We start from the raw sequence: 21,549 nt of genomic DNA, 5'->3' as shown, positions 1-21,549 counted from the left end.
ATGGTTGTCTAGACCATTGACCTAGGAGGTCGGGGATGGCACGCCGAGGTTTGCTGGCGATCACCACAGTCACCGCGGCGGCGGTGCTCGGCCTCGGCGGTGCCGCGGGCGCGGCGCCGGCCGACCAGGTGCCGATCGACCAGATACGGGTGGGCACAGTCGAGGTCGCGACCGGACTCGAGCAGCCGACCTCCGTCGTGGGGCTGGCCGACGGGCGATTGCTGATCACCGAGAAACCGGGGCGGGTACGGGCTTTCCATCCCAGCACGGGGCTCGATCCCCAGCCGGTGCTCGACATCACCGACCGGATCAACGAGTCCGAACAGGAGCGTGGACTGCTCGGGCTGGCGACCGCGCCGGACTTCGCGCGCAGCAAGACGGTCTATGTGGCCTACACGGCACTGCCCGACGGTGCGGTGACCCTGTCGCGGATCGACCTGGGGACCGGTGCCGAGCAGGTGTTGCTGACCCAGGAGCATGCCGAGTTCGCCAACCACAACGGTGGCCATCTGAGCTTCGGGCCGGACGGCTACCTGTACCTGGGCATCGGTGACGGTGGCAGCGGCGGCGATCCCTTCGGCAGCGGCCAGAACCTGGACACCCTGCTCGGCAAGATCATCCGGATCGACGTGCGGGCCGCGTGCGGTGAGCTGCCGTACTGCGTGCCGGCGGACAACCCGTTCGTCGGGGTCTCCGGGGCACGGCCGGAGATCTGGTCGTGGGGACTGCGCAACCCGTGGAAGTTCTCCTTCGACCAGGCCGACGGTTCACTGTGGATCGCCGACGTCGGCCAGGGCAGGGCGGAGGAGGTGAACCACATCGCGGCCGGTGCTGGCGGAGTGAACTTCGGCTGGTCGTGCATGGAGGGCCCACACGTGTTCGACGAGACCCGGTGCGACCCGGCGGCCGAGTACACCGCGCCGGTGTTCCACTACCGCTCGGGAACCGAGGGCTGCGCGGTGATCGGCGGTTTCGTCTACAGCGGACAGAAATACGCGGACCTGGTCGCCGACACCTACATCGCGGGCGACTACTGCCAGTCGGCCTGGGCGGTGCGCGCCAACCCCGACGGCACGTACACCAGCGGCGCCATCGGCGTGTTCCCCGAGTGGCTCACCTCCCTGGCCACCGACGCCTGCGGCGAACCGTACGCGATCGACGAGTTCGGCAGCCTGTACGAGGTCACGTTCACCCGCGCGCCCTAGTTCAGCCGCGCCGCGAGCGCGGTGGTGATCAGGGTGTCCAGCAGGTGTGGGTACCGCAGGCCCGTGGCGTGCCACATTCTCGGATACTGCGACGCGGCGGTGAAGCCGGGAAAGGTGTTCACCTCGTTGACGAGTGGGGTGCCCTCGTCGTCGACGAAGCAGTCGACACGGAGGAGTCCCGCGCAGTCCAGCGCGGTGAATGCCCGGCGGGCGACGTCTTCCAGGCGAGCGCGGGTGTCCTGGTCGAGGGGTGCGGGGATCTGGAAGGCCGTGGTCGAGTCGTGGTATTTGGCCTCGTAGTCGAAGAACGGTCGATCCGCCGGCGCCTGGATCTCCAGTGACGGGCTGACCCGGAGCTCCCCGTCCGGCATCTCGAGCACGCCGATGTCGATCTCCCGACCGTGGATCGCCTGCTCCACCAGGACCTTCGGGTCGCTGCGCCTGGCGACGCCGACGGCGGCGGCCAGCTGATCCCATGAGTCCACTCTGGACACGCCGAGACTTGAACCGGCCCGCGCGGGTTTGACGAACACCGGTAACCCGAGCCGGTCCCGGTCCACAGAGGACACGGTCTGCTGGTGCACGCGCAGGACAACCCCGTCCGCGACCGGAATGCCCGCGGCGACGAGGAGCTTCTTGGTGTGCTCCTTGTCCATCCCGACCGCGCTCGCCAGCACACCGTTGCCGACATAGGGAATCCCCGCCAGCTCGAGCACCGACTGGATGGTGCCGTCCTCACCGTAGGGGCCGTGCAGCGCGGGGAACACGACATCGACACCACGCAGGTAGGCCAACGCGTCGCAGATACTGTGCAGCTGGTCGCCCTTGGCCGGTCGCGGGACGTCGGTCGAACCGGCGGCGCTGACGGCCCAGTGACCGTCCTGGGTGATCTTCACCGTGCTCACCCGGTACCGACTGCGGTCGAGGTGGCTGAGGATGCTCGCGGCCGAGGCGCACGACACGTCGTGTTCGCCGCTCTGGCCGCCGAAGACGACGGCGACCCTGGTCGGCGAGTCACTCATGGGTTGCCTCCTGGAGTTGGCCCGCCACCGGCGACAGGCCGAGGTAACGGCGCGGGATCCGGTTGCCGAGACTGGTGAGGATCTCGTGGGGAATGGTGCCGGCCCAGTCCGCCCACTGGACCACCGTCGGTTCGCCCCGATCCCCCGGACCGAACACCACGATCTCGTCGCCGAGCTCGGCCGGGTGGTCGCCGAGGTCCACCACGAACTGGTCCATCGCGATCCGGCCGGCCAGCGGGTGCCGGCGGTGCCGGCTCCACACCTGCGCCCGCCCACCCGCGGCTCGGGGCACACCGTCGGCGTAGCCGATGGGCACCAGCGCGAGCGTGCTGTCCCGGGTGGTGACGTAGTCGTGGTCGTAGGACACCCCGGAACCGGCGGGCACCCGCTTGACCAGGATGTTGCGCGTGGACAAGGTCATCGCGCCACGCAGGCCGAAAACCCGGCCCGCCACGGGTTCCACGCCGTAGAGCCCGATGCCCGGCCGGACGAGGTCGTAGCGGCAGTGCGGCGCGGCCAACGCCGCCGCGGAGTTGGCGAGGTGTCTGAGCTCCGGCTCCAGCCCGGCCGCGCGGGCGACGGCGACCGCCTGGTCGAACCACTCGACCTGCCGCCGAACGTAGGCTCCCCCGGGGTCGCCGGCATGCACCAGATGCGACCAGACACCGCGCACCCGCACGAGTCCCGCGCGTTCCAGCCTGCGCGCGAGGGCGACCAACGCCGGCCATTCCTCGGCCGGCGCGCCGTTGCGGCGCAGCCCGGTGTCGATCTTGAGGTGCACGGACGCCGTGCCGGCGGTGCCGGCCGCGCAGCTGGCGATGTGCCGCAGATGCCGGGTGGAGCTGGCCGACAGATCGATGCCGGCCTCGATGGCGGCCGCGAAGTCCGTGTCGTGGGGGTGCAGCCAGCTCAGCACTGGCGCGGTGATCCCGGCCCGGCGCAGTCGAAGCGCCTCCGCACAGGTGGTGACCCCGAGCCAGTCCGCCCCGTGCGCCAGCACGGTACGGGCCACCTCCAGCAGCCCGTGGCCGAACGCGTCGGCCTTCACCACCGCCAGCACGGGCGTGCCGGCGGTGCCCGCGATCAACGCGGTGTTGTGCGCGATGGCATCGAGGTCGACCACGAGCTCCGCGTACCCGCCGGTGTATCGCATGTGGACTGTCAAACCGATCCTAGGTACGGGTGATCATGGTCATTGGCGTCGATCCTGCGCCACGAATGTCGTCGGCGAGTGCGCGTAATGTGACCGTTCCTCGACAGAACCCGGTGGCCACGGTTCGCGATCTGGTCCGGATCTGGGGGATGTGGTATATGGTCGTGGCTCGACCTGCCGTCAACCAGCGAGGGAGCTTCACCGTGCCCCGGCTGCTGCTGGTCGAGGATGACGCCGTGTTGGCCGAGACCCTGTCCCGGGCATTGCGGGCACTTGGCTACGAACTCGACGTGGCCGGCACCGGCGAGCAGGCCATGGAGACGTTGTTCGGCCGGCAGACACCGGTCGACCTGGTACTGCTGGACGTGATGCTGCCGGGCATCGACGGCTTCGAGGTCTGCCGGCGGATCCGGGCGCGGGACACGGTTCCGGTGATCCTGCTGACCGCCCGCGGCGACCCGGTGGACATGGTCGTCGGGCTCGAGGGTGGCGCGGACGACTACGTGGTCAAACCAGCCGAGCCACGCGTGCTGGACGCGCGGGTCAAGACGATCCTGCGCCGGGTCACCTCCGCGCAGCCGCAGCGGGCCGTGCTCACCCTGGGCGAGCTGGAGATCGACAGCACGGCCATGGCGGTGGCCAAGGGCGGGGTCGAGCTGCACCTCACCTCGACCGAGCTGCGCCTGCTGCTGGAGTTCGCCGACCACCCCGGACAGGTCCTGACCCGGCAGAACCTGCTCCGGCGCGTGTGGGACTACGGCTATGCCGGCGACTCCCGGCTGGTCGACGCCGCGGTGGCCCGGCTCCGCGCGAAGATCGAACCGGACCCCGGCAACCCCACCCTGCTGCGCACCATCCGGGGGCTCGGCTACCGCCTGGCCAAGCCGTGAGGTGGCGTCTCGGCCTGCGCACCAGCATCGCGCTGACCATCGCCGCGGTCACGCTCACCGCGACCGCGGTGATGGCGCTGGTCCCCTACCAACTACAGGCCAACGCCGCCAGGGCCCGGTTCACCACCGCCGCCATGGCCGGGTTCGTCTCCGATGCCCAACAGGCGCGCAAACACCGCTCAACCGATCCGGCGCGGGTCGACGCCTCCAAAGTGGACCACGTCGCCGACTACATGCGCGGGCGGCTCGGGGTCACCTGGGCACTGTTCAACTTCAGACCAACCTCCGGCCAGGTCTCCACCGTGCGTGACGGGAGATACACCGTCGGCGCGACCACCGAACGGTGGGATCACGGGCAACTCCCGATCTCCACAGTGGACAAAGCACGAACGGCGACGCGGCCGGTGCCCTACACCGCGGACACCGAAACGGGCCAGCGACTGATCATCATCGGCCAGGTCAGCCCGGACCTGCTGCTCGCCGAGTACTACAGCACCGAGAAGCTGGACCACGAACTCGCCGCGCTGCGCCTGCAACTCGGCGCGGTCGCGGTGGCGGTCACCCTGTTCGGCGCGGTGATCGGCGTGCTGGCCGCGCGCCGCATCCAACGACCGGTGCGCACCGCGGCCGCGGCGGCCAGGGACCTCGGCGCCGGTGCCCTGGACACCCGACTGCTGGTGCACGGCCGCGACGAGCTCGCCGACCTGGCCGGCTCGTTCAACACCATGGCCCAGCGGCTGAGCGAGTCGATCGCCCAACTACGCGCCAAGGACCAGCAGCAGCAACGGTTCATCGCCGACGTCGCGCACGACCTGCGCACCCCGCTCGCCTCCATGATCGCCGCCACGGACGGCCTGCACAGTGCCGACGAATGGGACCGAACGCGCTCCGCGGAACTGCTCGGCACCCAGGTCCGGCGGCTGAGCACCCTGGTCGAGGACCTGCTGGAGATGTCCCGGTTCGACGCGGGCGCGGCCGAGCTCCGGCCAGAACACCTCGACCTGCACGCCCTCACCACCGACGCGGTCGCGATCAGCGCGCCACAGACAGCCGTCCAGGTCGACCACGCCGGGGACGATCCCACCATGGTCGGCGATCCGCGCCGGCTGCACACCATCGTCCGCAACCTGGTGACCAACGCCGTGCGCCACGGCGCGTCGCCGATCACGGTGACCGTCGACCGCCGCGCGGCCACCCGGATCACCGTCACCGTCGCCGATTCCGGCCCCGGGCTGCCCGCCGAGCTGGCCCCGTACATCTTCGACCGGTTCGTCCGCGGCGACCACGCCCGCCAACACACCGAGGGCAGCGGCCTCGGCCTGGCCATCGCGCACGAGAACGCCGCGCTGCACGGCGGCCGGATCGAGGTCACCAACCACGACGGCGCCGTGTTCACCCTCATCCTGCCGCGTGACCAGGAACCCACCAGTGCGGTGTGGGGCAGGCCCCACACCGCACTGGGCGACTGACCTACGGGCGGCCGGACCTGACCCGCATGCGCACGTCGATCGGCTCCACGAGATAGGGCGTGTCCTCCTTCACCCAGATCCCCGCGGTGTAGGTCCCCGGCTGGGACACCGTGCCGGACAACCGGACCGTCACCCGGACCCGCTGGCCGGGGGCCAGCGTCACGCGGTCGGTGTCCAGCGACAGCCAGGAGACGTCGGCCGGCGCGCACGCGCCGTAGGTCGGCAGCGACTCGCTGTCGGTCACCGGGTTGAACCCGACGCCGTCCGACCCGCCGACCTTGACCAGACCACAGGTGCTGCCACCCCGGTAGGTGACGTTGTTGGCCGCAGGCAACCTGGTCCACGCGTCGGTGTCCGGGTCGTAGGCGAAGCCCTCGTTGGTCAGGGCGCCACCGGTGATGCCGCCGGAGACGAGCAGCCGGTCGTGGGAGCCGGTGTAGGCCATCCCCCACAGCTCGATCGGCAGGTCCGCCTTCTTCGTCCACGTGTCGGCCGCCGGATCGTAGGCGTAGGTGGCCTTCCACGAGATCCCCGCCCGCCGAACCCCGCCGGCGCAGTAGATCTGACCCTTCAGTGGCGCGCAGGCCAGGTGTGCCGCGGACATCGGGTAGTCCGCGAGCACCTCCCAGCTGTCGGCCACCGGGTCGTAGCGCCGGACGGCGGTCGAGTCGCAGGCGTTCGTGCAGCCGCCGACCAGGTACAGCTTCCCGTCGTGCACCGCCCGGCCGGCCGCGGCGCCGGTCACCGGGCCGTCCGCGACCGAGCGCCAGGTGTTGGTCGCCGGGTCGTAGGCGTAGGTCGTCCTCACCGCCGGCATGTCCGCGGCCCACCCGCCGGAAACGTAGAGCTGGCCGTCGATGAACGCGCCCATCGCGGACTCGCGTGCCGCGGGCAGGTCGGCGATCGGCGTCCACGTCGAGGATCCCGGCTTCAGCACGTAACCCTTGTTCGTGATGGTCTGCCCGTCGACCCCGCCGACCGAGTAGACGCTCCCCTCATGGTCGGCCACCGTGTTGTCCATGATGGAGATCGGATAGCTCGGCAGGTCGACCCAGGGCGCGGCGGGCGGCCCGTACCGGCCCCCGTCCGCCTTCGCCCGCGCGGCTCCCCGCGTGGCGCCAAGCGCCAGCGGCGAGTACTCGCCGGCGATCCGTCGCACCGGCGCGCCCTCGCTGGCGGCGATCCGCTCCTCGGTCATCTGGCCGCCGTCCGCGCGCTCACTGAACTCCACTGTGGCCGGTGCGGACCCGGTGTTGGTCACGGTCACCGTGCGCTCGGCCGAGCGTCCGATCGGGACGGTGGCGGAGACGTCATCGTGCCGGATGGACAGTCGGCCGGCCGGCAGCGCGAAGTCGGCCCAGGCGGCCTTCCCGGCGGCGACGTGCGGCCGCTCGGTCGCGGTCTGATAGCCGTCGTGGCTCGCGGTGAACTGCTGGCGGCCGAGCCCGCTGGTGAACAGCGAGTAGAAGCCGTCGGCGACCGCGGGGTCCGCCGGGGTGGGGATGGACTCGGTGGTCTCCGCCGGCCTGGCCTTGTTGCTGACCCGCGCGCCGTTCACCACCTGGCGGGTGTTGTCGTCGGTCACGTGCCCGACCACCAGCCCACCGGCCACCGGCAGGCACAGCCGGGTGCCGACGCGCACGTCGTCGACCTGCCACCAGTCGCCGTAGTCGGCGGTGTAGTGGAAGCGGACCCGTACCGCGGACTGGTTGGCCGCCTGGGGAATCGCGATCGAGGCCTGCCGGGGTCCGAACACCCGGTCGGTCTGCCTGAGCACCGTCTCCCAGGTGGCGCCGTCGTCGACGCTCAGGTCGACCGAGGCGACGTCGTTGATCCGGTCGTCGTAGTCCTGCCAGAAGGTGATCGTCGGTGCGTGCTGGCCGGACAGGTCGGTCGCCGGGCTGACGATCGCGGTGTCCTGCCGGTGCCCGAAACCGTAGAACCGGCTGTCGATGACCGCGAAGGCGCCGTCGCTGCCGGTCTTGTTGGTACGTGCGCCCGGGTCGTCGAACCGCCACACCTCACCGTTGCCCAGGTTGTCCACAATGGACCAGTCGGTGACGTCGTCGAAGGCGGCCACCAGGCCGTCCTGGTCCACCCGGTACCCGGGCGCGGTGCAGCTGGCGACGTCCACCGGCACCCGGACGTCGCGGCGCGCGTCGCGGCGGCCGAGCGTCACCTCCTCGGTGCGGACCTGGTACCCGCCGTAGTGGGACTCGATGGTCAGCGTGTAGGTGTCCTCGGCCGGCAGGGTGATCCGGTAGCGGCCGTCGCGCGGGTTGGTGTGGAACGTGCCGTTCGGCATCCCGGCCACGGTGATCTTCGCGTACAACGGCCAACCCTGGCCGGAGCCGTCGAGCACCTGGCCGGAGAGCGTGGCCGTGCGCAGCGCCCGCAGCGATATGTCTACTGCGGACTGTTTGCCGGTGGTCACGGTGAACGTCGTTGTCCGTTCGGCGTAGCCGAAGGCGGTGACCGTCATCGTGTAGTCGCCGACCTTGAGCGGCAGCGCGAGCGTGCCGTCCTCGCCGGTGACCCGCTCGCGCTCGTTGGGCCCGGTCAGGGTGACCGTGGCGCCGGCGACCGGCCTGCCGTTCGCGGTGACCGTCGCCCGCAACGTGCCGGCCTCGCCGACCGGCGCGGTGTCCAGCAGCGCCAACGCGTCCAGCCTGCCCTCGCCGAAGACGTTGTTGTCCGCCGCGGTGCCGCCACACTCGTCGTTGGCGGTGTCCACCGCGGTGCCGTCCAGCAGGTCCCGGGTGCCGGCCAGGTCGCCGATCATCGCCGGCGCGCCCGACCACAGCAACGCCACCGTGCCGGCGACGTGCGGAGCGGCCATCGACGTGCCGTTGAGGGAGTCGTAACCGCTGCCGGGGACCGCGGAGCGCACGTTCACTCCCGGCGCGGCGATGTTGGGCTTGAGCTCGCCGTCCTGGCCGGTGCCCCGGCTGGAGAACCTGGCGATCGTGGCGTGCTCGTCGTAGGCGCCGACGGAGTAGTTGATGATCCGGCTGCCCGGGCTGCCGGCGGTCCGGCAACCCGGCGCGTTGTTCCCGTTGGACCAGACCGCGAAGATGCCCGACGCGCTCCACGCCGCCGACACGTCCTCCATGAACGGGTCGGTCGACGGGATTCCGGTGCCCCAGGAATTGTTCACGATGTGCGGGCGCTTGCCGGCGTCCGGGTGCTGTCCATTGAGGTCGGTCGGCTCGAGCAGCCACTGTGCGGACTCGACGAGGGACTCGTCGCTCGGGCAGCACCCGTTGGTGGCGATCCAGCGCACGCCGGGCGCGACCCCGATGTGGTTGTCCGCGCCGTCGTCGCCGGCCATCGTGCCCATCGTGTGCGTGCCGTGCCCGTTCCAGTCACACGGCGCGCCGGCGCACTCCCCCGCGGCGTCGAACCAGTTGTAGTCGTGGTCGAAGGTGCCGTCGCCGAGGTTGCCCCGGTACTGGTTCACCAGCGCGGGATGGTCGTACTGCACGCCGGTGTCGATGTTGGCCACGGTGATGCCGGCGCCCCGGACGTCGTACTGCGCCCACACGTCGTCCGCGTTGATGTTGGCGATGCCCCACTCCACCGCGTTCGCCGCGCGCACCGCCGCGCCCTTGTCCGGCTTGGGCAGCGTGTACTGGGTCTCCGGGTGCACCGAGTCCACTTCGGACCGAGCGGCCATGGCGTTCGCGAGCGACGCGGAGCCGGCGCGGACGTGGATGGCGTTGGTGGCCCAGAACGCGGTGTACGCCACGCCAGCGCGGTCGAGCTCGGCGCGCGCCTGGGCCTGACTGGCGGTCGCGGTCGTGCGCAGCGCGCGGGCCACCCTGGTGCCGCGCTCGGCCCAGGTCTCGTCCTGGCTCGCCGCCGACACGTCTGCCTGGTCGGCGAACCGGACCCAGAAGTCGGTGTCGCCGGACACGTCCAGTTGCCTGGCCAACGCCGGCACGATCTTGCCGTTCGCCTCGGGAGGCGGCGCGGCGGTCGGTGGCGCGGCGCTGGCCGAGCTCACGCCGGCGGCCAGCACGACCATGGTGAGGCCGCCGCCGACCACCTGCGCGATCCGTCTACCCCGGCTCTGACGTGCGTTAGCACTCATGTCTGACGCCTCCACGGCGCTCCGCGGACAAGATCGACGCCCGTCCGCACAAAGGGATGTCCGGCGACCGTATGTCGCCAGGACGCGGGAAACCGGGGCAGCCGCCGAGCACTTTCCGGGCAGCTGCTGGGCAGTTCGGCGGATGTCGTCCAGTTTCCGGAAGACGTCTTGACAGGCGCGATCACCGAGGCGAAGGATGTCGTCCAAGGTTGGGAGAACATGCATGGACGTCGAGCCGGTGCTCGAGTTGCTCGGGCTGTCCAAGACCGAGGCCAAGGTGTACCGGTGCCTGCTCGGCGAGTCCGCCCTGCCGGCCGCGACCATCGCCGACCTCACCAGAACCTCGCGCAGCAGCGTCTACACGGTGCTGCGCTCGCTGGCCGACAAGGGCCTGATCGAGGCCGGGGCCGGCTACAGCAGCCGCTACCACGCGGCGCCACCCCAGCAGGCGCTACCCGCGCTGCTGGAACGGGAACGGGCCGAGCTGCGGGCGCGGGAGGAGCACGTCGACCAGGTGTTGCCGCAGCTGACCGCGTTGTTCGGCAACCAGGCCGACGACGCCGGCGAGATCCTGGAGCTGCTGCGCACCCCCAAGGTGGTCGGCGAGCGCTTCGACCGGCTCCAGGTCGAGGCCCGGCACACGATCGACATCGCGGTGCGCGGCCCCATCCAGATCGGTGGCCGCAACGACGAGGAGCTGGCCGCCATGCGGCGGGGGGTGCGCACCCGGGCCATCTACGACCGCAGCGCGCTGGACAACCCGGCGGTCAACGGCTACCTGGACGTCTGGACCGCCGAGGGCGAGCAGGCCAGGTGGTACGCCGAGGACCTGCCGATGAAGTTCGCCGTGTTCGACTCGCACACCGTGCTGATGCCGCTGGTGGCGCCGACCGTGCAGGGCGTCGCCGCGATCGTCGTGCGGCACCGCGAGCTGGCCGCGGGGCTGGAGTTCCTGTTCGCCACGCTGTGGGAGCGCGCCGAGCCGGTGGACACCTACCAGCCGAGCGGGCCGGAGGGCGGATGACGGTCGCCAGACCCGAGCCACCGGCGACCGGATCGCCGCCGGTGGTGCTGTGCATCAGCGACACCGCGGCGGAACGCGCGCGGCTCGCCGGCCTGTTCGACGGTGTCGGGGTGCTGGTGATGGCCGCGGACGCGGCCAGCGCCAGGGCGTTCCTTGGGCAGCTGCGGGAGACCGGCCGGGTCGAGGACGAACCGACCCCCGAGGTGGTGCGGGTCGGCGGGCTGCGGCTGGACGTCGAGCACCACGAGGCGACCTGGCACCACCGGCGGCTGTCGCTGACCCAGCACGAGCTGAAGGTGCTCACCTGCCTCGCCCGGCGACCGGGGCGGGTCCTGACCTACCGGCAGCTGCACGATCACGCCTGGGACCAGGCGTACTTCACCGGGCCGGCGGCCGTGCGGTCGGTGATCAAACGACTGCGGGCCAAGCTGCGGCAGTGGGAGCTGCCGCTGCGCATCGAGACCGCCCGCGGCCTGGGATTCCGCCTCACCAAGGGAAATGATCTCCACCTGGTGTCCACACAGGCCTGATGCATCGGTCAGGAATCGAGAAGCACCGGTCGACCCGCCGCGGCTAACGTCGCGTCGACATCGGACGAATCGACCGGACGGGTGACGAGATGGCGGCCAGGCGCAGCGGCTTTTCCCAGTGGTTCCAGCGGCGGATGAACACTCGGACCAACAACCGGATCCGCCGCAAGGGCGGCCGGCTGATGGGCATGGACCTGCTGATCCTGCACACCACGGGTCGCCGCAGCGGAGCGCCTCGGCAGTCGCCGCTGTCCTGGTTCGCCGAGAGCGAGAGCTCCCGACTGGTCATCGCGTCCGGCGGTGGGCGCCGGCACCCGGACTGGTATGTCAACCTGATGGCCCACCCCGATCAGGCCGCGATCGAGCTGCACGGCCAGGACGCCGAGCCGGTGGTCCCGCGGCTGCTCGACGGCGCCGACCGCGCGCTGGCCTGGGAGCGCATCGTCGCGGCCCAGCCCCGATACGCGAAGTACCAACAGAAGAACGACCGGGAGTACCCGGTCATCCGCCTCACCGCCCGGTGACCCTCGGGACCGGCTCACGGCCGGCTCGAGAAAAACCCGTGCCCGTCAGGGAACCCGGTACCTCTTGGCGAGTGTTCCCTGACGAGAGAAGGAATCCATGAAGCGCGCGCGTGGCCCGATCGCGGCAGTGATCGTGGCAGTGATCACGGCAGTGCTGGTCACCACCGCCGTTCCCGCGGTCGCCGAGGGAACGGTCATCGGCACGGCCGGCCCGGCCGCGATCCGGGACAGCTACCTGGTGGTCTACGCGGACGCCGCGCTGGCCACTCAGGACGTGGACCCGCTCACCGACCGGCTGGCCGCCGACTACGACGCGACCGTCGAGCACACCTACCGGCACGCGCTGCACGGGTTCGCCGGCACGCTCACCGAGCGGGCGGCGCGCCGGTTGGCCGCCGACCCCGCGGTGGCCTACGTCGAGCAGGACTCGGTGGTCACCGCCGCCGGTACCCAGCCCGACCCGCCGTCGTGGGGCCTTGACCGGATCGACCAGCGCGACCTGCCGCTGGACAACAGCTTCAGCTACCAGAACACCGCGGCGAACGTGACCGCCTACGTCATCGACTCCGGCATCTTCGGCGCCCATCAGGACTTCGGCGGCCGGGTGACCTGGGGCACCAACACCGTGGACGACAACGACACCGACTGTGACGGGCACGGCACCCACGTCGCCGGCAGCCTCGGCGGCGCCACCTACGGGGTGGCCAAGCAGGTGCGGCTGGTCGCGGTGAAGGTGTTCGACTGCGACGGCAACGGCACCCTGGCCGGCATGGTCGCCGGGGTCGACTGGGTCACCGGACATCACACCGGCGGGCCGGCGGTCGCGAACATGAGCCTGTCGGTCGGTGGCTCGCCAGTGATGGACGACGCCACCCAGGCCTCGATCGCCGACGGCGTGACCTATGTGGTCGCCGCCGGGAACGGGAACTTCAACGGCGGTGTCGACGCCTGTCTCCGGTCGCCAGCGCGGCTGCCGGCGGCGATCACGGCCGGCGCGTCGAGCGACAACGACCACATCGCCTATTACTCCAACTACGGCACGTGTGTCGATCTCTTCGCGCCCGGCGACTCGATCACCTCGGCGGGCATCGCCGGCGACACCGCCACCGAGACCTGGAGCGGCACGTCGATGGCCACCCCGCAGACCGCGGGCGCGGCGGCGATCCTGCTGTCGGCCGACCCGACGCTGACGCCCGCTCAGGTGGCCGACGCCATCGTCGCCGACGCGACACCCGATCGGATGCCCCACGTCGGCCCCGGTTCACCGAACCGGCTGCTCCACGTGGGTTGACGCCAGGCTCAGCGGGTTGAGCGGTTGGACGTGCGCGGGGGTCGACGGGAGACGCGCGGACGAGGTGTCGTGTACTCCGCGTCCTGGGTCGACTCCACCGGCTCCGGACGCGTTCCCGGAGCGAACTCCGGCTCGTGGAACAGGTTCTGGACGGACTGTTGGCGCACCGGGGTGTCGCGCTGTGTTTCCTCAGCCAGGGTATGGCTGAACTGGACGCCCCTAGGCGGTGTGTCGCTGATGATGATGTCCTTTCAGGACAGTGAAAGAAAGTAGTCTCGGAGGCGGCGCGGGATTTCGTCGTCGCACCTGATAAAGAACCCCGGTGCCCCGCATACTACACCGCGTCAGCCGCCGTGCGGCGTAGTGTGACATTGACCGCCCCCACGGTCATGACTGGCCGCGTCCGCGCGGAGCACTCCTGAGCAGGTCCTCGTCGAGCGATCCGTCGATGACCCGCACCGCCACCTCACCGAGCTTACGGCTTCGGCTGCGCGCGTAGTCGCGCATCAGCTGGAACGCCTGGTCGATGGCCAGCCCGGTGCGCTGGGCGAGCATCCCCTTGGCCTGCTCGAGCTGGACCCGGCTGGTGAGGGCGGTCTGCAGCTGGGTGGCGAGCAGCTCGCCGGCGGCGATCGCCCGCTCCTGGATCAGCCCGACGGTGGCCACGTCGGCCATCGCCTGGCCGATCCCCAGCTCCGCGGCGCTCGGCCGGCCGGGGGTGGTCCGGAACAGGGTCAGCGCGCCGATGGTCTCGGTCCGCAGACGCATCGGCAGCGCGTGCGCCGAGTGGAACCGCAGCGCGCGCAGCCGCTCGGTGAACGCCGGCCAGGACGCGGCCATCGCGGCCAGATCCTCCCTGGACACCGGCTGCCCCGCTCGGAAACAGTCGAGGCCGGGGCCCTCGTCGTGTTGCAGCTCGTACAGCCCGAGCAGGCGGGCCCGCTCGGCGGAGGAAGCCATGAGGTGCAGCCGGCCGCGCTGGTCGGTCAGCATGATGCCGGCGGCGTCCGCGTCGATCAGCTCGACGCTGCGGGTGGCCAGCGTGTGCAGGAAGTCGATGACATCGAAGTCGGCCACCAACGTGTCGGCCAGTTCCACGAACGTCGTGGCAAGCAGTTGTTCCCGGCTCGACATGGGCCCACCACCCCTTATCTCGCGTGCCGGATTCCCAGTAGCGTACGCGGCCCCGCGCGGTGACAGCAGCATCTCGGCGAGATTTCCAGCGCCGAACAGCGGCAAGCCCGCCGGCGGCCTGCCGGATCGACGAACTGTCCAACACGGACACTGGGCAGGGCCCTTTGGTCGGGTTCTGTGATGGACCATACGCCCTCCGCTGGAAATGTGCGGAGAAACCTGCAGGCGTACAATGAAAACTCGGGCGGTCTCCGTGTCTCAGCCGTTGCGCGCCCAACCTGACCAGACCTCGTAACCGTCCTTTGTGGATTGTGGGAAGCACAAGTTGATATCGTTTGTCTGGTCACCTGGAAATCCCCTGCCCGCCGGCACCGGCGGCTCGGAGAATTACACCATCGGTCAGGTCCGGGAACTGACCCGACGCGGCGTCCCGGCACAGGTTGTCACCGTCGGCCTCGGCACCGACGACGGCAGGCACGAGTTCACCGGCATCCCGTTCACCTCCCTGCCCACCCTGGCCGACATCGGCGACCTCGACGGCACGGTCGTGTTCGTCAACGAACCGCACCCGGTGACCACCAGGAACCCGGCGTTCCTGATCCTGCACAACCCGCCACCCATCCGGGCCAGGGAGAAGGCGTTCGTCGTGCACGGCAGCCGGCTGCTCGCGCTCATCGCCACCAGCCGCTACGCCGCCGCGCTGTGGGCGGACTACCTCGACGTCGACGTCGCCACGATCAACGTGGTGTACCCGTTCGCCGAGCCGTGCTTCGCCACCCAGGCCCGGCCGGGCAGACCGGCCGGCAAGACCCGGATCCTGTTCGCCGGCAGGCTGAGCCCGGAAAAGGGCATCTACACCCTGCTCGAGACCCTGCACATCGACATCATCGACCAGGACGCCGACCTCACGTTCACCGCGACGACCGCGGGCGCGGACAAGCCACAGGGGAAGATCATCGAACGGCTGCTCGGCGAGCACCCCGGCATCTCGGTGGTCACCGCGTGTCGGACACCGGCCACGATGGCGGCCCTGATGGCCGCGCACGACATCGTGGTGATGCCGTCCAACAGCCAGTACTGGCACGAGACCTTCGGCATCGTCTCGATCGAGGCGCAGCACTCCGGCTGCCGGGTGGTCGCCGCCGACGACGGCGGGCTCCCGGAGACCGACTGCGGCGGCGTGGTGCTGGTCCAACCGGACAACGCCGAGGCCCTCGCGTGGGGCATCCGCGCGGCCATCGACCACGGGCCGCTGCCGCCTCCCCGCCGCCTGCTCGCCGGCACCCGGTTCACCGTCGGACAGTCCGTGGACACCCTGGTCCACGTCCTCGATCAGCCACAGGTCATTCCCCCCGCGATCATCGTCCGCCAGCTCGAGGAGCTGGTCCGGGCGCCGTCGGCGGTTGACCGGCGAACCGCGGCCGAACTGGCCTGAAACGCGCGGGTTGTCGCCTGTTTGGTTGCCGATCCACTGATCTCGTGCGACGCTGGTAGCGCGTCGCGGCTACCACCGCGACGTGACGCCACGCCACCCGGGACCCCGGTGCTGCGAACAACACCCAGGAAGTGGTGGCCTCGATGACGTCACTAGACACGCCGTCCACATCGGTCGGCAGCCATGACTACGTCGAACTCTCCCGCACCATCCATCGGCACGGTCTGCTGCGGCGACGGTATGGCTACTACGGGGTGAAGATCGCGCTCAACACACTCGCGTTCGCCGCCGGCTGGGTGGCGTTCGTGCAGGTCGGCGACTCCTGGTGGCAGTTGTTCATCGCCGTGTTCTTCGCGGTGATGTTCGGCCAGTTCGCCTTCATCGGCCACGACGCCGGACACAAGCAGATCTTCCGCAACGGGCGGGCCAACGACGTCGTCGGCCGCTGGCACGGCGGGATGGTCGGTCTCAGCTACTCCTCGTGGATGGAGCAGCACACCGCCCATCACGCCAACCCCAACCACGAGGACGACGACCCGGACATCCACATCCCGGCGATCGCCTTCACCACCGAGCAGGCCGCGCAGCGACGGGGTTTCTTCCGGTGGATGGCCAAATATCAGGCGTTCTTCTTCTTCCCGTTGCTACTGCTGGAAGGCTTCAGCCTGCACGTCTCCAGCATCAAATCCGTGATGCGCAAGGACCTGAAGGCGCGTCGCATTGAGATCGCCCTGCTCGTCGGGCATTTCGCCGCCTATCTGACCGCGGTCTTCCTGGTGCTCTCGCCGCTGACCGGCATCGTGTTCATCCTGGTGCACCAGTGCCTCTGGGGTGTCTACATGGGATGCTCGTTCGCCCCCGGCCACAAGGGCATGCCGACCCTGCCCGCCGGCCACAAACTGGACTTCCTGCGCCGCCAGGTGCTCACGTCGCGTAACGTCCGCGGCGGCCGGATGGTCGACTTCGCCCTCGGCGCGCTGAACTACCAGGTCGAGCACCACCTGTTCCCCACCATGCCGCGGCCGAACCTCCGCCGGGCACAGCCGATCGTCCGGGCGTTCTGCGAGCAGAAGAACATCGAGTACTCGCAGTGTGGCTGGCTCCGCACCTACGGTTACGTGCTGCAACACCTGCACTCGGTCGGCGCACCGCTGCGGCTCGCTGACCGCTGACCGTTTCGTCCCCGCCGGGGTGGCTATCCCTCTCGGGAAGACACCCCGGACCCCGGTGATCGCGTACCACGCCATCATGCGGGAGGGCACCCATCGTGACCGCGACAATCGAACCGACAACAGAACCCGCGACGCCGCGAGGCGGCGCGCAACCCATGGTCGCGGGTGAGAAGACCCGAGGACAGCTGGCCCTGGTCAAGCTCTTCGCGGTCGTGCCCCTGCTGGCGCTGGTCGCCGCCATCCCGTTCGCCTGGGGATGGGGACTCGGCATCGTCGACATCGGACTCGCCCTGTTCTTCTACACGCTGACCTGCCTTGGCGTCACGGTCGGCTTCCACCGCTACTTCACCCACGGGGCGTTCAAGGCCCGGCGTGGCCTGCGGATCGCGCTCGCCGCCCTGGGCAGTATGGCGATGCAGGGGCCGGTCATCGGCTGGGTGGCCGACCACCGCCGCCACCACGCCTACGCCGACAAGGAGGGCGACCCGCACTCACCGTGGCTGTTCGGCACCTCGGCGGCCGCGCTGGCCAAGGGTTTCTGGCACGCGCACATGGGCTGGTTGTTCGACCGCGCGCAGACCAATGCCCGCCGGTTCGCCCCGGACCTGTTGGCCGACAAGGACATCCAGCGGATCAACCGGCTCTTCCCCGCGCTGACCGTGATCACGTTGCTCGCCCCGGCGGTGCTCGGTGGGCTGATCACCATGTCGCTGTGGGGCGCGCTGACGGCGTTCTTCTGGGCCAGTCTGGTCCGGGTCGCGCTGCTGCACCACGTGACGTGGTCGGTGAACTCCATCTGCCACCTGATCGGCGACCGGCCGTTCGAGGCCAGGGACAAGTCGGCCAACTTCTGGCCGCTGGCGATCGCGTCCATGGGCGAGTCCTGGCACAACTCCCACCACGCCGACCCCACCTGCGCCCGCCATGGCGTGCGCCGGGGGCAAATCGACATCTCCGCCAGGGTCATCTGGGTGTTCGAGAAGCTCGGCTGGGCGACCAACGTCCGCTGGCCGAAGCCGGCACGCCTGGCCAGCAAGCTCAAGCGGGCCGCCGCCTAGGACGAGCAGACGCACCCTCGGCTGAAGTCGCCGGCGACGGTGGCCGAGCAGAACCGCGCGGCGATCCGGTCGTGCTCGGACCGGGGGTGCGGGCACGCGGCGCACTTGTCGACGGGTTCGGCAGCCGGCATGTCGGTCGGGACACTGTCGACGGTCTGCGGGGCGATCGTGACTTCTGGCATGGCTGAACCACTTCCTGTCTTCAAGTCGTGAATGGACGGTCGGGAGTCAGGCCCACCGATGGACGCGCCCGCCGTCGAGTTCCCAGCGCTGCACGGCGACGTCCTCGGAGAGATCTCCCGGCTCGGTGGCCGCCATCGTCTGCCGCGCGGTCCGCGGATCGGTCTCCGGCGACAGCGCAAGCAGGACCAGGCGCGAGCCGTTCAGCCCGACCACGTCCACACCGTGCGGATGCTGGGTCATGTATCCGCCCAGCCGCACCCGTTGGCCATTGACCAACAGCCGGCGCGGCGCGGGGTCCCAGGTGTCGAGGTTGTAGCTCACCGCCTGGATCTGCCCCAGGCGAGCCGACAGTTCCGTGAGCAGCGCCGGCAACTCGGTGGTCAGGTCGCGCGATCGCGGCCACCACACGCCGTCGACGAAGCCCGTGGCGGGCGCCTCGGGCTTCAAGGTCAACCGAAGCTCGGTGGCCGCGGCGGCTGGAACGACACGAAGATGCGGGCCCGACGTCATGCCGGTGCTCCCGTCCCCGACCACGATGGCGGCCGGACTGGGCGTTCCGTCGAGGGCGACGCGGGCTTGGCCACTCACGTACGAAATGACCTCGACAGGCCCCACTCTACCCGCTGGTGACCCGCGCGGGTCCGGCGCGCCGCGCGCGGGCCAGCAGACCCGCACGTCGCACGCACTCCCGGCACCGCCCCCGCGCACCGCGCACGCCGGACGTGCCGGGTGCGCCCCGTAGCCGGGGGCGGCGGACGTGGCCGCTGGCCGGATGCCGGTTGGCACGTCGCATGTCAGCTCACTCTCTTCCTGATCACTGCTGCTCGGCCGGGAACCAGTCGACGGCCGGCTCGGTGCGCTTGGGCTGCCAGCCGGTCAGCTCGGTGAACTTGTCCGAGCTCAGGCGCTGGGACCGGCCCAGAATCGCCAGGAACCCCTGGGTGAGCACCCTGGGCAGGGTCTTCGCCCGGCGCGCGCCGGCCGCGTCGGCGATCACCTGGCCGAAGTCCCGCTTGCGAATCGGGGACGCGCCGAGGTTGTACACGCCACTGGGCGCGGTGAGCGCGGCGGCGACCCCGGCCGCGGCGTCACCCGGGTGGATGGCGGTCAGCCACCCGTCCGGGTCACCGAAGTACGCCGGGCCACCGCGCCGGGCGCCGGCCAGCATCCACCGGCTGATGCCGTCGTCGCCGTGCAGGGTCGCGATCCGCAGCCGCACGGCCGCGCGGCCCTCGCCGGCGAAGGACTCGGCGTTGACGTGGGCCGCCACGGCCGCGCGGGTCGGCCCGACCGGGTCGATCGGCGACCACTCGGTGAGCACGGTGTCGCCGCCGTCGGCGTAGACCAGGGACACGCCTTCCTGCACCAGCACCCCGACCCCGGCCGCCAGCGCGGCGTGCGCGACCGCCCGGCTGGCATCGGCGCGCAGCCGGTCGTTGGCCGCCCAGTTGCGGTTGCGCAGCATCCGCCGGCCGACCGGGATCCTGGTCGCCACGTTGATCACCGCGTCGTGCTCGCGAAACACCGGCAGCAATGCGTCCACATCGAACACGTCGGCGGTCACCGGCTCGATGCCCAGCGCGCCGACCGCGCCGAGCCGGCCGGCACCGCTGGCGAGCCCGGTCACGTGATGGCCGTCGGCCAGCAGGTGGCCAACCACCTCACGGCCGAGCACACCGGTCGCGCCGATCAGCAACACCCGCATGCCGTCACCTCTCCGTCTACTGTGGATGCCCTGAATGGGGCATTGACGACGCTCAACGTCCTGAATGAGGCATTCAGGGCATCGGTCTCACGCGGCGGGGCGGTGGGCGCCGCCTGCGGTCAGCCGGCCGTGGTCGAGCACGCCGACCCGGTCGCACACCGACCGCACGTCGTCTGGCCGGCGGCCGGAACAGAGCACGGACGTCCCCTGTTCGCGGATCCGGCCGACGATGCCCAGCAGCCGCTCGGCATCCGCGCGGTCCATCCCTCTGGTCGGCTCGTCGAGCACGATCAGCCGGGGTGCCGGCAGCAGCGCGACCGCGATCCCGAGCGCGCGCCGCACTCCCGGCGAAACCTGGTCCATCGCCGTTTCCGCGTGCTCGTGCAAGCTGGTCACCGACATGACCTCGGCGACCCGATCGCTGCCGTACACCCGTGCCCAGAACCGCAGGTTCGCCAGCACACTGTCCGCCGGCAACACCGCCGCCTCCTGCATGGTGTGCCCCACCAGGGCCGTACGGCCGGTCGACATCATCGAGTCGAGCCGGTGTCCGTCCAGCAGCACCATCCCGGCGTCGGTGGGCAGCAGGCCGCACACGGCGAGCAGCACGGTGCTCTTGCCGGCGCCCTCCGCGCCGAGCAGGCCGTAGACCTCACCGGCTCGGATGTCGAACCAGACGTCGTCGACCAGGACCGTGCCGTCGACCGATACGCGCATCCCCTGGCAGGAAAGCAGAATGGCCGAGGCCGGCGAGTCCGATCTGGACCTGGAGCCGGCCTCGGCCGCGTCGACCACCGCATGCGGTGTCATGGGAGACCTCCCGTGTTCCGCGCTGTCACAAGTCTTTGCTGTGCACAGAATCACAGGTTCGCGGGCGCCGGACCAGGGATCAGGACACGGTCATGGATGTGAAATCGTCATGTCGCGATCGCGGCGATCAGCACGCCGTCGCGCGCGAGCCAGCGACCGGTGAACCGGTCGGGGCCGGACGCGCGGGAGGCGGGGTGCAGCCGCGCGTGAAAGGTGCCGTCGACCTCGAGGTCCACTGTGGCATCACGGAAACCCAACCAGGTCGCGGTAAGCGGGAACCAGGCTTTGTAGACGGCTTCCTTGGCGCAGAACAGCAACCGGTCCCAGCACAGGTCTGGTGCCGCGGCGGCGAGCGCCGTCAACGCGGCGCGCTCACCCGGCGCGGCGATCAGCCCGAGTACGCCAGCTGGCAACGGTTTCGCCGGCTCGGCGTCGATCCCGATCGCGGTCACCGCCGCCGAGCCGGCCACCGCGGCCGCCCGGTAGCCGGCGCAGTGGGTCATGCTGCCGCGCACGCCGGGCGGCCAGACCGGTGCGCCACCGACCCCGCGCAGCAGCGGCGCCGGCGCGATTCCCAGCTCTCCCATGGCTTTCCTGGCGCACCGGCGCACGGTCGCGAACTCCCGCCGCCGTTTGGGCCCGGCGCCGGCGAGCAACTCCTCCTCCACCGCGAACAACGGCGCCGGCGCCGCGTCGTCGAAAGCCTCAGCCGAACACACCACCCCCGGCAAAACCTGCGCGATCACCGCAACCACCGCCTCCAGACGTCGGGACCGCAGCGAAGGGACCCTTCGCTGCGGTGGGGGGACTCTCATGACGAGACCTCCGGCCGCGTCACGGGGACGCGGGCG

Annotated in this window: 20 protein-coding genes; 10 read left to right on the top strand and 10 right to left on the bottom strand. The window is 70.6% G+C overall.

What is annotated here, in order from left to right; all coding sequences use genetic code 11:
• Nucleotides 1–35: 35 nt before the first annotated feature.
• The gene (locus ACYVIP_RS11275) at nucleotides 36–1,205 is read left to right on the top strand and encodes a PQQ-dependent sugar dehydrogenase (protein ID WP_460394956.1); all 1,170 of its coding nucleotides are present in this window, start codon (nucleotides 36–38) and stop codon (nucleotides 1,203–1,205) included.
• Here the strand turns inward: ACYVIP_RS11275 and ACYVIP_RS11270 are convergent.
• Both ACYVIP_RS11270 and alr read right to left on the bottom strand, forming a co-directional pair.
• A complete protein-coding gene (locus tag ACYVIP_RS11270; protein ID WP_460394954.1) occupies nucleotides 1,202–2,227 on the bottom strand; it encodes a D-alanine--D-alanine ligase family protein in 1,026 nt (341 codons plus the stop codon). The genes ACYVIP_RS11275 and ACYVIP_RS11270 overlap by 4 nt on opposite strands.
• Nucleotides 2,220–3,380 (bottom strand): alanine racemase, encoded by a 1,161-nt coding sequence (gene alr, locus ACYVIP_RS11265; RefSeq protein ID WP_460394952.1) that lies wholly within the window; start codon nucleotides 3,378–3,380, stop codon nucleotides 2,220–2,222. Before alr ends, ACYVIP_RS11270 begins: the two co-directional genes overlap by 8 nt.
• Nucleotides 3,381–3,583: 203 nt before the next feature.
• On the opposite strand from alr, the gene ACYVIP_RS11260 reads away from it, so the two are divergent.
• Both ACYVIP_RS11260 and ACYVIP_RS11255 read left to right on the top strand, forming a co-directional pair.
• A complete protein-coding gene (locus ACYVIP_RS11260) occupies nucleotides 3,584–4,270 on the top strand; it encodes a response regulator (RefSeq protein ID WP_460395217.1) in 687 nt (228 codons plus the stop codon).
• Nucleotides 4,267–5,739, top strand: a complete 1,473-nt coding sequence (locus ACYVIP_RS11255) for a sensor histidine kinase (protein ID WP_460394950.1) — start codon at nucleotides 4,267–4,269, stop codon at nucleotides 5,737–5,739. Before ACYVIP_RS11260 ends, ACYVIP_RS11255 begins: the two co-directional genes overlap by 4 nt.
• Nucleotide 5,740: 1 nt before the next feature.
• Here ACYVIP_RS11255 and ACYVIP_RS11250 read toward each other — a convergent pair whose 3' ends face one another.
• The gene (locus tag ACYVIP_RS11250) at nucleotides 5,741–9,832 is read right to left on the bottom strand and encodes a S8 family serine peptidase (RefSeq protein ID WP_460394948.1); all 4,092 of its coding nucleotides are present in this window, start codon (nucleotides 9,830–9,832) and stop codon (nucleotides 5,741–5,743) included.
• Between the two features lie 223 nt (nucleotides 9,833–10,055).
• Between ACYVIP_RS11250 and ACYVIP_RS11245 the strand changes: the two genes are divergently transcribed.
• From ACYVIP_RS11245 to ACYVIP_RS11230, 4 genes are all read left to right on the top strand, one after another.
• Nucleotides 10,056–10,856 (top strand): TrmB family transcriptional regulator, encoded by an 801-nt coding sequence (locus tag ACYVIP_RS11245; RefSeq protein ID WP_460394946.1) that lies wholly within the window; start codon nucleotides 10,056–10,058, stop codon nucleotides 10,854–10,856.
• A complete protein-coding gene (locus ACYVIP_RS11240) occupies nucleotides 10,853–11,386 on the top strand; it encodes a winged helix-turn-helix domain-containing protein (protein WP_460394944.1) in 534 nt (177 codons plus the stop codon). Before ACYVIP_RS11245 ends, ACYVIP_RS11240 begins: the two co-directional genes overlap by 4 nt.
• Before the next feature lie 134 nt (nucleotides 11,387–11,520).
• The gene (locus tag ACYVIP_RS11235) at nucleotides 11,521–11,910 is read left to right on the top strand and encodes a nitroreductase/quinone reductase family protein (RefSeq protein WP_460394942.1); all 390 of its coding nucleotides are present in this window, start codon (nucleotides 11,521–11,523) and stop codon (nucleotides 11,908–11,910) included.
• Nucleotides 11,911–12,007: 97 nt separating this feature from the next.
• The gene (locus ACYVIP_RS11230) at nucleotides 12,008–13,201 is read left to right on the top strand and encodes a S8 family peptidase (RefSeq protein ID WP_460394940.1); all 1,194 of its coding nucleotides are present in this window, start codon (nucleotides 12,008–12,010) and stop codon (nucleotides 13,199–13,201) included.
• A gap of 387 nt (nucleotides 13,202–13,588) precedes the next feature.
• On the opposite strand, the gene ACYVIP_RS11225 is transcribed toward ACYVIP_RS11230, so the two are convergent.
• Nucleotides 13,589–14,335 carry an ANTAR domain-containing protein gene (locus ACYVIP_RS11225; RefSeq protein WP_460394938.1) on the bottom strand — a complete coding sequence of 249 codons (747 nt, stop codon included), beginning with the start codon at nucleotides 14,333–14,335 and terminating at the stop codon, nucleotides 13,589–13,591.
• Nucleotides 14,336–14,660: 325 nt separating this feature from the next.
• Here ACYVIP_RS11225 and ACYVIP_RS11220 point away from each other — a divergent pair, with 325 nt between their 5' ends.
• From ACYVIP_RS11220 to ACYVIP_RS11210, 3 genes are all read left to right on the top strand, one after another.
• Entirely contained in the window at nucleotides 14,661–15,770 is a 1,110-nt protein-coding gene (locus tag ACYVIP_RS11220) for a glycosyltransferase family 4 protein (RefSeq protein WP_460394936.1), read from the top strand.
• A 143-nt stretch (nucleotides 15,771–15,913) separates the two neighbouring features.
• Nucleotides 15,914–16,942, top strand: a complete 1,029-nt coding sequence (locus ACYVIP_RS11215; RefSeq protein WP_460394934.1) for a fatty acid desaturase family protein — start codon at nucleotides 15,914–15,916, stop codon at nucleotides 16,940–16,942.
• 155 nt (nucleotides 16,943–17,097) lie between these two features.
• Nucleotides 17,098–18,000, top strand: a complete 903-nt coding sequence (locus tag ACYVIP_RS11210; RefSeq protein ID WP_460395215.1) for an acyl-CoA desaturase — start codon at nucleotides 17,098–17,100, stop codon at nucleotides 17,998–18,000.
• Here ACYVIP_RS11210 and ACYVIP_RS11205 read toward each other — a convergent pair.
• From ACYVIP_RS11205 to ACYVIP_RS11180, 6 genes are all read right to left on the bottom strand, one after another.
• A complete protein-coding gene (locus ACYVIP_RS11205; protein WP_460394932.1) occupies nucleotides 17,997–18,182 on the bottom strand; it encodes an RGCVC family protein in 186 nt (61 codons plus the stop codon). The genes ACYVIP_RS11210 and ACYVIP_RS11205 overlap by 4 nt on opposite strands.
• A 46-nt stretch (nucleotides 18,183–18,228) precedes the next feature.
• Nucleotides 18,229–18,693 (bottom strand): DUF5994 family protein, encoded by a 465-nt coding sequence (locus ACYVIP_RS11200; RefSeq protein WP_460394930.1) that lies wholly within the window; start codon nucleotides 18,691–18,693, stop codon nucleotides 18,229–18,231.
• Between the two features lie 106 nt (nucleotides 18,694–18,799).
• Nucleotides 18,800–18,976, bottom strand: a complete 177-nt coding sequence (locus ACYVIP_RS11195) for a hypothetical protein (protein ID WP_460394928.1) — start codon at nucleotides 18,974–18,976, stop codon at nucleotides 18,800–18,802.
• Between the two features lie 21 nt (nucleotides 18,977–18,997).
• A complete protein-coding gene (locus ACYVIP_RS11190; RefSeq protein WP_460394926.1) occupies nucleotides 18,998–19,888 on the bottom strand; it encodes an NAD-dependent epimerase/dehydratase family protein in 891 nt (296 codons plus the stop codon).
• Between the two features lie 87 nt (nucleotides 19,889–19,975).
• The gene (locus ACYVIP_RS11185) at nucleotides 19,976–20,698 is read right to left on the bottom strand and encodes an ATP-binding cassette domain-containing protein (protein ID WP_460394924.1); all 723 of its coding nucleotides are present in this window, start codon (nucleotides 20,696–20,698) and stop codon (nucleotides 19,976–19,978) included.
• 107 nt (nucleotides 20,699–20,805) lie between these two features.
• The gene (locus tag ACYVIP_RS11180; protein ID WP_460394922.1) at nucleotides 20,806–21,444 is read right to left on the bottom strand and encodes a 4'-phosphopantetheinyl transferase family protein; all 639 of its coding nucleotides are present in this window, start codon (nucleotides 21,442–21,444) and stop codon (nucleotides 20,806–20,808) included.
• Nucleotides 21,445–21,549 lie beyond the last annotated feature (105 nt).

It is taken from the genome of Actinophytocola sediminis, from assembly GCF_054779715.1.
Note: the sequence above shows the minus strand (reverse complement) of the source record. Positions and strands in the feature narration are given on the sequence as shown.